Origin of the sequence: Metapseudomonas otitidis, assembly GCF_900111835.1 — a bacterium.
GTDB classification, from domain to species: Bacteria; Pseudomonadota; Gammaproteobacteria; order Pseudomonadales; family Pseudomonadaceae; genus Metapseudomonas; species Metapseudomonas otitidis.
Map to the genome: position 1 here is coordinate 332,190 of NZ_FOJP01000001.1, position 12,274 is coordinate 344,463.

At 67.4% G+C, this 12,274-nt stretch carries 9 protein-coding genes; 1 reads left to right on the plus strand and 8 read right to left on the minus strand.

Features of this window, described 5'->3' with window-relative positions; all coding sequences use genetic code 11:
• The 5 genes from BM198_RS01610 to betB form a co-directional block, all read right to left on the minus strand.
• Positions 1 to 1,233, minus strand: a complete 1,233-nt coding sequence (locus BM198_RS01610; protein ID WP_074967277.1) for a GGDEF domain-containing response regulator — start codon at positions 1,231 to 1,233, stop codon at positions 1 to 3.
• A 75-nt stretch (positions 1,234 to 1,308) separates the two neighbouring features.
• Positions 1,309 to 2,709, minus strand: a complete 1,401-nt coding sequence (gene dbpA / locus BM198_RS01615) for an ATP-dependent RNA helicase DbpA (RefSeq protein WP_394328315.1) — start codon at positions 2,707 to 2,709, stop codon at positions 1,309 to 1,311.
• 66 nt (positions 2,710 to 2,775) lie between these two features.
• Positions 2,776 to 4,188 (minus strand): multidrug transporter subunit MdtD, encoded by a 1,413-nt coding sequence (gene mdtD / locus BM198_RS01620; RefSeq protein WP_074967279.1) that lies wholly within the window; start codon positions 4,186 to 4,188, stop codon positions 2,776 to 2,778.
• 95 nt (positions 4,189 to 4,283) lie between these two features.
• Positions 4,284 to 5,969, minus strand: coding sequence for a choline dehydrogenase (gene betA / locus BM198_RS01625; protein WP_044409248.1), 1,686 nt, complete (start codon positions 5,967 to 5,969; stop codon positions 4,284 to 4,286).
• A 101-nt stretch (positions 5,970 to 6,070) separates the two neighbouring features.
• The gene (gene betB, locus BM198_RS01630; protein WP_074967281.1) at positions 6,071 to 7,543 is read right to left on the minus strand and encodes a betaine-aldehyde dehydrogenase; all 1,473 of its coding nucleotides are present in this window, start codon (positions 7,541 to 7,543) and stop codon (positions 6,071 to 6,073) included.
• A 363-nt stretch (positions 7,544 to 7,906) separates the two neighbouring features.
• Here betB and BM198_RS01635 point away from each other — a divergent pair, with 363 nt between their 5' ends.
• Positions 7,907 to 9,442 carry a BCCT family transporter gene (locus BM198_RS01635; RefSeq protein ID WP_044409272.1) on the plus strand — a complete coding sequence of 512 codons (1,536 nt, stop codon included), beginning with the start codon at positions 7,907 to 7,909 and terminating at the stop codon, positions 9,440 to 9,442.
• A gap of 91 nt (positions 9,443 to 9,533) precedes the next feature.
• On the opposite strand, the gene betI is transcribed toward BM198_RS01635, so the two are convergent.
• The 3 genes from betI to BM198_RS01650 all read right to left on the minus strand — a co-directional run bounded on the left by betI (position 9,534) and on the right by BM198_RS01650 (position 12,265).
• Positions 9,534 to 10,124, minus strand: a complete 591-nt coding sequence (betI, locus tag BM198_RS01640; RefSeq protein ID WP_044409242.1) for a transcriptional regulator BetI — start codon at positions 10,122 to 10,124, stop codon at positions 9,534 to 9,536.
• A gap of 217 nt (positions 10,125 to 10,341) precedes the next feature.
• Complete coding sequence (locus BM198_RS01645; RefSeq protein WP_044409239.1) at positions 10,342 to 11,199, minus strand: glycine betaine ABC transporter substrate-binding protein; 858 nt, start codon at positions 11,197 to 11,199, stop codon at positions 10,342 to 10,344.
• 121 nt (positions 11,200 to 11,320) lie between these two features.
• Entirely contained in the window at positions 11,321 to 12,265 is a 945-nt protein-coding gene (locus BM198_RS01650) for a choline ABC transporter substrate-binding protein (protein WP_074967283.1), read from the minus strand.
• Positions 12,266 to 12,274: the final 9 nt, after the last annotated feature.

Below are 12,274 nucleotides of genomic sequence, written 5' to 3' on the forward strand. Positions count from 1 at the left end.
TCAGAGCAGGGTGCGCCCGCGCCCCTGGCTCTTGGCTTCGTAGAGGCGCTGGTCGGCCTTTTGCAGCAGCGCTTCCAGCTCCTCCGGCTCGCCGTGGTAGACCCCGGCGCTGAACGACAGCGGCGGTGCCTCGTTGGCATAGCGCAGCCGTGCGCAGTTGCGTCGCAGCTGGTCCAGCGTGGCCTGCACGGTGGCCCCGTCGGCGTCGCTGAGCAGGGCGAACTCCTCGCCACCCAGGCGGCCCAGCACGGCATCGGGGAAGCTGTGGCGGAACACCTTGGCGAACATCACCAGGGCGGTGTCGCCGCTGGCGTGGCCGTAGTCGTCGTTGATGCGCTTGAAGAAGTCCAGGTCGATCATCGCCACGCTGATGGGCTGGCTGTTGCGCCGGGCCTGCTGCAGGCGCTCGGCGCACTGTTCGTAGAACGCGCGGCGGTTGAACAGCTCGGTGAGCGAGTCGTACAGCGCGGCCTGGCGCAGGGCCTTGAGCATGTCCCGGCGCTCCAGGCTGAACATCACCCGGCAGTTCAGCTCCTCGGTGCAGAAGGGCTTGCGCAGGAAGTCGTCGGCGCCGTGCTTGATGAACATGGCGCTGAGCGAGCCCTTGGTGTCGGCTGACAGGCCGAGGATGATCAGCTCGTTGCGGCGCATCTTCTGGCGCAGGGTCTTCACCAGTTCGAAGCCGCTGATGCCGGGCATGCCGTGGTCCACCAGCAGCAGGTCGATGTCGGTCTGCTCCTGGAGGATGCGCAGGGCTTCGTCGCCGTCGCAGGCCTCGATCACCTGGTACTGGTGCGGTGTCAGCACCCGGCGGACGAACTTGCGGGTGGCGTCGGAATCCTCGGCCACGAGGATCTTCACGCCACGGTTGCGCTCCAGGCGGTGCAGCAGGCGGAAGGCGTACTCGTAGGAGTGCTGGCTCTCCTTGAGCACGTAGTCCACCACGCCCTTGAGCAGCAGGCTGTCGCGGCGCTGCTCATCGTAGGAGCCGGTGAGGACGATGCAGGGCACGGCGTGGCGCAGCACCAGGTCGACCACTTCGCCGTCCGGCGCGTCGGGCAGGTTGAGGTCGACGATGGCGCCGAAGAACAGCGCGGCCGAGGTTTCCAGCAGCACCTCGGCCTCGGCCATGCTGGCGCAGAACAGCGGCTGCAGGTCCGGCTCCTGGCGGAACAGGTGCTCCAGGATCTTCAGGACCAGCGGACTGTCTTCGATGACCAGAATGTTGCGCACTACTTGCTCCATTGCCTCGACGACGGGCACGTTGTCGCCAGCGCTGTGTTTCGATCGATCCGTTCCGGGGTGTCGCTAGAGGAGGCGCACCTTGAAGGCACGCCCCTTGATACGGCCTTCCGCAAGACGCTGAAGCGCCTGGCGGGCGATGCTCCTGTCCACGGCCACGAAGGCCTGGAAGTCGAAGATGGCTATCTTGCCCACCTGCGTACCGGGAATTCCAGCCTCGCCGGTGAGTGCCCCGAGGATGTCCCCGGGGCGAACCTTGTCCTTGCGCCCTCCACTGATACACAGCGTAGCCATAGGCGGCAGAAGCGGCTCGCGATTCTTCACCACCCGTTCATCCAGGCGCTGCCAGTTCAGCGGCGCCTGTTGCAGGGCCTCGATGGCCGAGGCGCGGCTGGCCTCGGCCGGGGCCACCAGGCTCAGGGCCAGGCCCTTTTCCCCGGCCCGGCCGCTGCGGCCGACGCGGTGGATGTGCACCTCGGCATCGCGGGACAGCTCGACGTTGATCACCGCTTCCAGCCCGGCGATGTCCAGGCCACGGGCGGCGACGTCGGTGGCCACCAGCACGCAGAGGCTGCGGTTGGCGAACAGGGTGAGCACCTGGTCGCGGTCGCGCTGCTCCATTTCGCCGTGCAGGCTCTGTGCCGAAATGCGCAGGGACTGCAGGTGTTCCACCAGCTCCTGGCACTGCTGGCGGGTCTGGCAGAAGGCGATGCAGGACTGCGGGCGCACGTGCATGAGCAGGTGGGCCACGGCCTCGAAGCGCTGGCGCGGGTCGATCTCGAAGAAGCGTTGCTCGATCTGCTGGTCGTCGTGCCGCGACTCCACCTCGACCCGCTGCGGATCACGCAGGAAGCGCGAGGCCAGGCGGCCGATGCCGTCGGGGTAGGTGGCGGAGAACAGCAGGGTCTGGCGCTTGGCCGGGGCCATGCTGACGACTTCCTCGATGGCCTCGATGAAGCCCATGTCGAGCATGCGGTCGGCCTCGTCCAGCACCAGGGTGCGCAGGCCGTCGAGCACCAGGCTGCCCCGGCGCAGGTGCTCCAGCACACGGCCCGGGGTGCCGACGACGATGTGCGCGCCGTGCTCCAGGGAGCCGATCTGCGGGCCCAGCGGCATGCCGCCGCACAGGGTGAGGATCTTGATGTTGTCGGCCGCGCGGGCCAGCCGGCGCAGTTCCTTGGCCACCTGGTCGGCCAGCTCGCGGGTGGGGCACAGCACCAGGGCCTGGCAGCCGAAGAAGCGCGGGTTGAGCCCTTCCAGCAGGCCGATGCCGAAGGCGGCGGTCTTGCCGCTGCCGGTCTTGGCCTGGGCGATGAGGTCGCGGCCCTGGAGGATCACGGGCAGGCCGAGGGCCTGGATGGGCGTGGTCTCCCGGTAGCCGAGGGCCTCGAGGTTGGCCTGCATGGCGGCGGACAGGGGAAGGCTGCTGAAGGGTAGGGTGCTCACGGAGGGGGCCTGGTGGGTCATCTGGGCGCGCAGTTTAGCAGGATGAAGAGTCATCACCGCCGGCCGTTGGCGACCGGCGGCGGGGTTTCAGTGGCCGCCGTCGTCCACCGGGCGGACTGCGCGGCCACTGTCGGCGGGCAACTGCAGGAAGATCGCCGCCGCCATCAGGGTCAGCACGCCGACGCACAGGTAGGTGGCCTGGAAGGCCTCCAGCACGCTCTGGGCGTCGGGCTTGCCGAAGCCGCCGAGCAACGCGGCGGCCACGGCGACGCCGAGGCTCATGGACAGCTGCATCACCACCGAGAGCAGGCTGTTGCCGCTGCTGGCCTGCTGGTCGTCGAGGTCCAGCAGGGTCACGGTGTTCATGGCGGTGAACTGCATCGAGTTGACCGCGCCGAGGGCGGCGAGCTGGGCCAGCAGCACCGGGTAGGGCGTGCTGGCGTCCACCAGGGCCAGGCTGGCGATCAGGCCACCGAGCAGGGCGGTGTTGCCCAGCAGCAGGCGGCGGTAGCCGAGGCGGTCCAGCAGTGGCTTGGCCAGGGGTTTGGCGAGCATGGCCGAGAGCGCCAGGGGGATCAGCGTCATGCCCGCCTGGGCCGGGCTGAAGCCCAGCGCCACCTGCAGCAGCAACGGGGTGAGGAAGGGCAGGGCGCCGCTGCCCAGGCGCGAGAACAGGTTGCCGAGGATGCCGGCAGCGAAGGTGCGGGTGCGGAACAGCGAGGGCGGGAACAGCGGCCGCTCGATCTGCATGGCGTGCAGCCAGTAGGCCGCCAGGCAGGCGATGCCGGCGAACAGCAGGAGCATCACCCGTACGTGGGGCAGGTGCAGTTCGCCCAGGCCTTCCAGGGCGATGGTGATCAGCACCATCGCCGTGCCGAACAGCAGGAAGCCGCGCAGGTCCAGGCGCACCGGGCCGCTGCTGCGCAGGTCCGGCAGGAAGCGCCCGGCGGCGTAGGCGCCGAGCAGGCCCACCGGCAGGTTGATGAGGAAGATCCAGTGCCAGGTGGCGTATTCCACCAGCCAGCCGCCAAGGGTCGGGCCGATCAGCGGGCCGAGCAGGCCGGGCAGGGTGACGAAGCTCATGATCCGCACCAGCTCGGTGCGCGGGTAGCTGCGCAGCACCATCAGCCGGCCCACGGGCATCATCAATGCGCCGCCCAGGCCTTGCACCACCCGCGCCACCACCAGTTGGCCGAGGGTGGTGGAGAGGGAGCAGAACAGCGAGCCGAGTGTGAACAGCAGCACCGCCCCGAGGAACACCCGGCGGGTGCCGAAGCGGTCTGCCAGCCAGCCGGAGGCGGGGATCAGCAGGGCCACGGTGAGCATGTAGGCGATCACCACCGACTGCATGCGCAGCGGGTCCTCGGCGAGGTCGCGGGCCATGGTGGGCAGGGCGGTGTTGAGGATGGTGCCGTCCAGGGCCTGCATGAAGAAGGCGATGGCCACGAGCCAGGGCAGCAGGCGGGCGGTGCGGGGATCGAGGGGGTGGGAGCCGGGCATGGGAATCCTCAAGAGGATGACCCGGGGACTTTAGGCCTGTAGGAGAAGACTGTCATCCGTTGCCCGCCACGGCCGTGCCGTGGCGGGCGTCGGGGTCAGCTGGCCTTGCGCTGCGGCTCGGTGCGCACGGGGGCGTCGCCGGCCACGTAGTACGCGGCGGTGCTGCGTGGCAGCGGTTGGCGACCGCGGATTTTGTCGGCGATCTTCTCGGCCATCATGATGGTGGTGGCGTTGAGGTTGCCGGTGATGATCTCCGGCATGATCGACGCGTCCACCACCCGCAGGCCTTCCATGCCGTGCACGCGGCCCTGGCCATCCACCACCGCCATGTCGTCGGTGCCCATCTTGCAGGAGCAGGAGGGGTGGAACGCGGTTTCGGCGTGGTTGCGGATGAATTCGTCCAGCTCGGCATCGGTCTGCTTGTCCGCGCCCGGGCTCAGCTCGCGCCCGCGATAGGGGTCGAGGGCCGGCTGGGCCATGATCTCGCGGGTGATGCGGATGCCGTCGCGGAACTCCTGCCAGTCCTGCTCGTGGGACATGTAGTTGAACAGGATGCTCGGGTGCTGGCGCGGGTCGCGGGACTTCACGTGGATGCGGCCGCGGCTCGGCGAGCGCATGGAGCCCATGTGCGCCTGGAAGCCGTGCTCCTGCACGCCCTTGCTGCCGTTGTAGTTAATCGCCACCGGCAGGAAGTGGTACTGGATGTTGGGCCAGGCGAACTCGGGGCGGGTGCGGATGAAGCCACCGGCCTCGAACTGGTTGCTGGCGCCCAGGCCCTTGCCGAGGAACAGCCATTGGGCACCGATGGCCGGCTGGTTCCACCACTTGGTGGCCGGGTAGATGGAGACCGGCTCCTTGCAGGCGTACTGCAGGTACAGCTCGAGGTGGTCCTGCAGGTTGGCACCGACGCCGGGCAGGTCATGCACCACCGGGATGTCGAGGCCGCGCAGCAGGTCGCTGGGACCGACGCCGGAGCGTTGCAGCAGTTGCGGCGAGGCGATGGCGCCGCTGCAGACGATCACTTCACGGCGGGCGTGGGCGGTGATGCGCTGGTCGCTGTCGCCCTTGAGGTAGTCGACGCCGATGGCGCGCTTGCCGCTGAACAGCACGCGGTCGGTCAGGGCGTGGGTGACGATGGTCAGGTTCGGGCGGTTGCGCGCCTGGTCCAGGTAGCCACGGCCGGTGGCGGCACGGCGGCCTTCCGGGGTGACGGTGCGGTCCATGGGGCCGAAGCCTTCCTGCTGGTAGCCGTTGAGGTCATCGGTACGCGGGTAGCCGGCCTGCACGCCGGCCTCGACCATGGCGTGGAACAGCGGGTTGTTGCCGTTCTTCGGCGTGGTGACGCTCACCGGGCCGTCGCCGCCGTGGTAGTCGTTGGGGCCGATGTCGCGGGTCTCGGCCTTGCGGAAGTAGGGCAGGCAGTCGAGGTAGGTCCAGTCTTCCAGGCCCGGGGCCTTGGCCCAGCTGTCGAAGTCCAGGGCGTTGCCGCGGATGTAGCACATGCCGTTGATCAGCGAGGAACCGCCCAGGCCCTTGCCGCGCCCGCATTCCATACGGCGGTTGTTCATGTAGGGCTCGGGGTCGGTCTCGTAGGCCCAGTTGTAGCGGCGGCCCTGCAGCGGGTAGGCGAGGGCGGCGGGCATCTGGGTGCGGAAGTCGAAGCGGTAATCGGGGCCGCCGGCTTCCAGCAGCAGGACGCTGACGTCGGCGTCTTCGGTCAGGCGGGTGGCCAGTACGTTACCGGCCGAGCCGGCACCGACGATGATGTAGTCGAATTCCATGGGTCATCCTCCGGATGGGCTGCGGGCTACAAGCGCCGGGCCGCACCGTGTGCGGCGCGCGGGCTTGCAGCCGAGTCGCTTGAGGCTTGCGGGGGCTGGGCTCAGAACACCGAGGCGTAGTCGCCGAGCTCCACCTGCACGGACTTGATGCGGGTGTAGTGGGCCAGGGTGGTGATGCCGTTCTCGCGGCCGACGCCGGATTGCTTGTAGCCACCCACCGGCATTTCGGCGGGGGACTCGCCCCAGGTGTTGATCCAGCAGATGCCGGCTTCCAGCTTGTGGATCACGCGGTGGGCGCGGGCCAGGTCGCGGGTGACGACGCCGGCGGCCAGGCCGTAGTCGGTGTCGTTGGCGCGGCGGATCACTTCGTCTTCGGTCTCGTAGGTGAGGATGCTCATCACCGGGCCGAAGATTTCCTCGCGGACGATGGTCATGTCGTCGGTGCAGTCGGCGAACACGGTGGCGGCCACATAGGCGCCCTTGGCGAACTCGCCTTCGGTCACGCGCTCACCGCCGATCACCAGGCGCGCGCCTTCCTTGCGGCCGGCCTCGATGTAGCCGAGCACGCTTTCCATGTGGGCGAAGCTGGTCAGCGGGCCGAAGTTGGTGCTGGCCTGCTCCGGGTTGCCCAGGCGGATGCGCTTGACGCGCTCGACCACCTTGGCTTCGAAGGCTGCAGCCAGGGACTTGGGCACGAACACGCGGGTGCCGTTGGTGCAGACCTGGCCGGAGCTGAAGAAGTTGGCCATGACGGCGATGTCGGCGGCGCGGTCGAGGTCAGCGTCGTCGAAGATGATCAGCGGCGACTTGCCGCCCAGTTCCATGGTCACTTCCTTCAGCGAGGAGCTGGAGGCGCTGGCCATGACCTTCTTGCCGGTGGCGGTGCCGCCGGTGAAGGAGATCTTCTCGATCAGCGGGTGCTCGGTCAGCCACTGGCCGACTTCACGGCCACTGCCGGTGAGCACGTTGAACACGCCGTCCGGCACGCCGGCTTCGGTGTAGATCTCGGCCAGCTTGAGGGCGGTCAGCGGGGTGACTTCGCTGGGCTTGAAGATCATGGCGTTGCCGGCGGCCAGGGCCGGGGCGGATTTCCACATGGCGATCTGGATCGGGTAGTTCCAGGCACCGATGCCGGCGACCACGCCGAGCGGCTCGCGGCGGGTATATACGAAGCTGGTCTCGCGCAGGGGGATCTGCTCGCCCTCCAGGGCGGGGATCAGGCCGGCGTAGTACTCGATCACGTCGGCGCCGGTGACGATGTCCACCGCCTGGGTCTCGGCCAGGGGCTTGCCGGTGTCGAGGGTTTCCAGCGCGGCCAGCTCATCGTTGCGCTCGCGGAGGATGTCCACGGCACGGCGCAGGATGCGCGAGCGCTGCATGGCGGTCATGGCGGCCCAGACCTTCTGGCCCTCGACGGCGCTGGCGACGGCGCGCTCGACGTCGTCCTTGCTGGCGCGCTGGACGTTGGCCAGGACTTCGCCATTGGCGGGGTTGATGGTCTCGAAGGTGGCGCCGCTGGTGGCTTCGACGTAGCGACCGCCGATGTAGAGCTTCTGTTCTTCGAATCGGGCCATGGGGATCGTCCTCTCAGGTCTCGTTACGCAAGGCGGGGTGCCTTTGTGCACCCCTTTCTCGTGATTCCAGGACGGCAAAGGGCCGCCCGATCAGGGTGAAAACGAGCCTACTTTATTTTTATTGAACGTTCAAACAACAAAGAATAAGCTGCGCGTCATGGACCGATGTGCGGCAGTTCGCCGCACCCTGTCCAGGCCGCAATGCAGAGGCTTCGCCGGGGTTCATGAGCGGGTCGGGCAGGGCGGCGCGGGTCTGTGGTTGCGCCGACAGGCGCGTGCCTTAACTGCCTTGGAGCTCTGCTGTCCATGAGTACCGCCTCTTCCCACCACGGCCACGGCGTGCAGCCGCGGCTGAATCCCGTGGTGTTCTTCGGATCGACGGCGTCGATCCTGCTGCTCACCCTCGTGCTGATCCTCTTCCCCGAACAGGCCGGCCTCTGGCTCGGCAAGGCCCAGGCCTGGCTGTCCCGCAGCTTCGGCTGGTACTACATGCTGGCGATCGGTGCCTACCTGTTTTTCGTCCTCTACGTGGCCTTCTCCCGCTACGGCAACCTGCGCCTGGGGGCGGACGGCGAGCGTCCGGACTTCAGCTACGGCGCCTGGGCGGGGATGCTGTTCTCCTCGGGCATCGGTATCTCGCTGCTGTACTTCGCGGCGTCCGAGCCGCTGGATCACCTCTACAACCCGCCGGAAGGCGAGCCCGGTACCCAGCACGCCGCACGCCAGGCGCTGCAGCTGACCTTCCTCCACTGGGGTGTGCACGGCTGGGCGATCTATGCGCTGGTGGGCCTGGCCGTCGGCTACTTCGCCTACCGCCACAACCAGCCGCTGGCATTGCGCTCGGCGCTCTACCCGCTGTTCGGCGAACGCCTGATGAAGGGGTCGGTGGGCAATGCGGTGGACTGCTTCGGCATCTTCGTCACCCTGCTGGGCCTGGTGACCAACCTGGGCATCGGCTCGCTGCAGGTCTCCTCCGGCCTGGAGTACCTGTTCGGCTACCCCCACAGCCAGACCGCGCTGCTGGCGGTGATCCTGGTGATGAGCCTGGTGGCGACCCTGGCTGCCGTGTCGGGCATCGAGAAGGGCATTCGCCGGCTGTCCAACCTGAACATCATCCTGTTCAGCGGCTTGCTGCTGTTCGTGCTGCTGGCGGGCAATACCCTGCACCTGCTCAACAGCCTGGTGCAGAACCTGGGCGACTACCTCAACGGCCTGGTGCTGAAGACCTTCGACCTCTACGTCTACACCGGCCAGAGCGGCAAGAGCGAAGCCTGGATGGGCCTGTGGACCCTGTTCTACTGGGCCTGGTGGATCTCCTGGGCGCCCTTCGTCGGCATGTTCATCGCCCGTATCTCCCGTGGCCGTACCGCCCGTGAGCTGGTGTGCGGGGTGATGCTGATCCCGCTGGGCTTCACCCTGGCCTGGCTGTCGGTGTTCGGCAACAGCGCCCTGGACCTGGTGATGCAGCAGAACGCCGTGGAGCTGGGCAAGGCCGCGCTGGAGCAGCCGTCCATGTCCATCTACCTGCTGCTGGAGCACTACCCGATGGCCAAGGTGGTGATCGGCCTGTCCATCTGCGTGGGCTTCGTGCTGTTCCTCACCCCGGCCGACTCCGGCTCGGTGATGCTGGCCAACCTGTCCCGCAAGGGCGGCGAGCTGGACGAGGACGCGCCGAACTGGCTGCGCATCTTCTGGTCCGTGGTGATCACCCTGGTGACCATCGGCCTGCTGTTCGCCGGCAACTTCACCGCCATGCAGACGGTGGTGGTGCTGGCGGGGCTGCCGTTCTCGGTGGTGCTGCTGCTGTACATGTTCGCCCTGCTCAAGGCGATGCGCGCCGACCTCGACGGCGAAGCCCTGGAACGACGCTCACCGGTGTCGGTGCCCGGCCCGGTCTGATCGGCCCGCAATACGAAACGCCCTGGGGGAAGCCCCGGGGCGTTTTTGTTTCAGGCGGGTAGCGCGTCGTTGGGTAGCGCGGGAAACGGGGTCAGCGGGCGGCCTTGGCCAGTTGCTGGTCCAGGTAGTCGTAGGCGATGTGCAGGGACTGCCGCGTGTCGACGTCGCCGGAGAGGGCGCTGCGCAGCCACAACCCGTCGATCAGCGCGGCCAGGCCACGGGCGGCCGCACGCGCGGTCTGGACGTCCAGCACCCTGCGCAGCTCGCAGCACAGGTTGGAATAGAGGCGGTGGTCGTTGACCCGCTGCAGGCGACGCAGGGAGGGGTGGTGCATGCTGGCGGCCCAGAAGGCCAGCCAGGTCTTCATGGCCGGGCCGTTGACCTGGCTGTCGTCGAAGTTGCCCTCGATGATCGCCCGCAGGTGGGCGCGCGGGCTGCCGTCCACCAGGGCGGCACGGCGCTCGCGCACGGCGGTGCTGAGGGCCTGCATCAGGTGGCGCATGGTGGCCTCGAGCAGGCCGTTCTTGTCCTTGAAGTAGTGGCTGATGATGCCGTTGGAAACACCGGCGAGGCGCGCGATGTAGGCGATGCTGGCGTCGGCCATGCCGACCTTGTCGACGGCCTCGAGGGTGGCATGGATCAGTTGCGAGCGGCGGATCGGCTGCATTCCGACCTTGGGCATCGGGGATTTCCACCATTTTGTGTGGGTATCGGGAAGGCGGAGTCTAGGGCGTAATTAATTGATTGATCAATCAGCGTCGTCGTCGCAGGCGGGAAGGGGCCGAGGTGCCCGGTGATGGGGCGGTTTTGCCCTGCAGGGCATCCAGGCGCTGGGGCACGGCCCATGAAAAAGCCCCCGACGGCAGGGCCGGCGGGGGCTTGGGCGAGCGTGGCGCGGCTTACTTCAGCCACTCCTCCACGCGCTGCGGGTTCTTGGCGATCCAGGCCTTGGCGGCCTCTTCCGGCTTGGCGCCTTCGCGGATGGCCAGCATCACGGCACCGACTTCCTCGCCGCTCCAGGAGAACTTCTTCAGGAAGGCGGTGGCATCGGCGGCCTTGGCTTCCAGGCCCGGGTTGACCACGGTGTCGACGTGTTCGTCATCGCCGAAGACCTTCTTCGGGTCTTCCAGGAAGCGCAGCTTCCACTTGGCGAACATCCAGTGGGGGATCCAGCCGGTCACCACGATGGGCTTCTGGGCTTTCTCGGCGCGGGTCAGGGCGGTGGCCATGGCCGGGCCGGAGCTGGGCATCAGCTTGATGTCCAGGTTGTATTGCTTGATCGCGTCCTCGGTGCGGCGCATCACGCCGGCACCGGCGTCGATCCCGGTGATCTTGCCGTCGAAATCGGCCTTGTAGGTGTTCAGGTCTTCGATGGATTTGGCCTGGACGTAGTCCGGCACGATGAGGCCGATCTTGGCCCCTTTGTAGTTGGAGCCGAGGACGACCACCTTGTCCTTGAGCTTCTCGTAGTACTCGCCGTGGGTGGCCGGCAGCCAGGCCGAAAGGGTGGCATCCAGGTCGCCCCGGGCCACGCCCTGCCACATGATGGCGGGCTCCACCGGCTTGAGGTCGACGCCGTAGCCGAGCCGTTCCTTGAGGATTTCGCCGGCGACATGGGTGGCGGCGACGCTGTCGTCCCAGCCGTTGACGTAGCCGATCTTCAGGGTGGGTTTGTCAGCGGCATGGGCCGTACCGAGGCCAAGGGCCAGGGCGGCGATGCCGATGGATTGCAGACACAGGGACTTCAGCTTTCGCATACGTATTGCTCCATCAGGTGGGATTGGCAGCATTGCTACGTTGGAGGCCTGAACCCGTTCTTGGGCGGGCTTGGCGAGTCCGCGCACCGTGGCCGGGCGGCCACGGTGGCGGAAAGGGAAGTCAGAGACCGAGGTGCTTCTTGACGGCGGCGGCGCCGTCCTGGCCGTCGAAGGTGGTGACGCCGGCGAGCCACTTGTCGAGCACGGCGGGGTTGGCTTTGAGCCAGGTGGTGGCGACCTTCATCGGGTCTTCCTTCTTCAGGATGTTCTCCATCAGCTGGCTTTCCATTTCGACGTTGAACTGCAGGTTGTTCAGCAGCTTGCCGACGTTGCCGCAGCGGGCCTCGTAGTCCGGCGGTACCACGGTGTAGACCTTGGCGGCACCGTAGTCGGGGCCGAACACGTCATCGCCGCCGGAGAGGTAGGTGATGTCGAACTGGGTGTTCATCGGGTGTGGGGCCCAGCCGAGGAAGACCACCGGCTCCTTCTTCTTGATGGCGCGCTGCACCTGGACCAGCATGCCGGCCTCGGAGGACTCGACCATGCGGAAGCTGCCCAGGTCGAACTGGTTGCCCTTGATCATCTTGTCGATCAGCAGGTTGCCGTCGTTACCCGGCTCGATGCCGTAGATCTTGCCGCCCAGCTGGTCCTTGAACTTGGCGATGTCCTGGAAGCTCTTCAGGCCGGCTTCGGCCGCGTAGGTGGGCACGGCCAGGGTGTACTTGGCGCCTTCGAGGTTGGCGGTCGGCAGCACCTTCACGCCGTTGTCCTTGGTGAAGGGCTCGATCACCGCATCCATCGACGGCGCCCAGTAGCCCAGGAAGACGTCAATCTGCTTGTTCTTCACGCCGGTGAAGGCGATCGGCACCGAGGCCATGATCTTGCGCGGGTTGTAGCCCAGGCCTTCGGTCAGCACCATGGCCACGCCGGTGGTGGCGGAGATGTCCGCCCAGCCGATTTCCGCGAAACGTACCTGCTTGCAGCTTTCCGGCTCACCGGCCCAGGCGCCTTGCATCAGCGCACAGGCCAGCAGGCCGACTCCCGCCATTTTCTTCATGTTCTTCATCAGCAACTC

Bases quoted from the DNA above. Each gene is read 5' to 3' on its own strand.
- dbpA (WP_394328315.1), bottom strand. From the start codon at position 2,709: ATGACCCACCAGGCCCCCTCCGTGAGCACCCTACCCTTCAGCAGCCTT.
- mdtD (WP_074967279.1), bottom strand. From the start codon at position 4,188: ATGCCCGGCTCCCACCCCCTCGATCCCCGCACCGCCCGCCTGCTGCCC.
- betA (WP_044409248.1), bottom strand. From the start codon at position 5,969: ATGGAATTCGACTACATCATCGTCGGTGCCGGCTCGGCCGGTAACGTA.
- betB (WP_074967281.1), bottom strand. From the start codon at position 7,543: ATGGCCCGATTCGAAGAACAGAAGCTCTACATCGGCGGTCGCTACGTC.
- betI (WP_044409242.1), bottom strand. From the start codon at position 10,124: ATGCCCAAGGTCGGAATGCAGCCGATCCGCCGCTCGCAACTGATCCAT.
- BM198_RS01645 (WP_044409239.1), bottom strand. From the start codon at position 11,199: ATGCGAAAGCTGAAGTCCCTGTGTCTGCAATCCATCGGCATCGCCGCC.
- BM198_RS01650 (WP_074967283.1), bottom strand. From the start codon at position 12,265: ATGAAGAACATGAAGAAAATGGCGGGAGTCGGCCTGCTGGCCTGTGCG.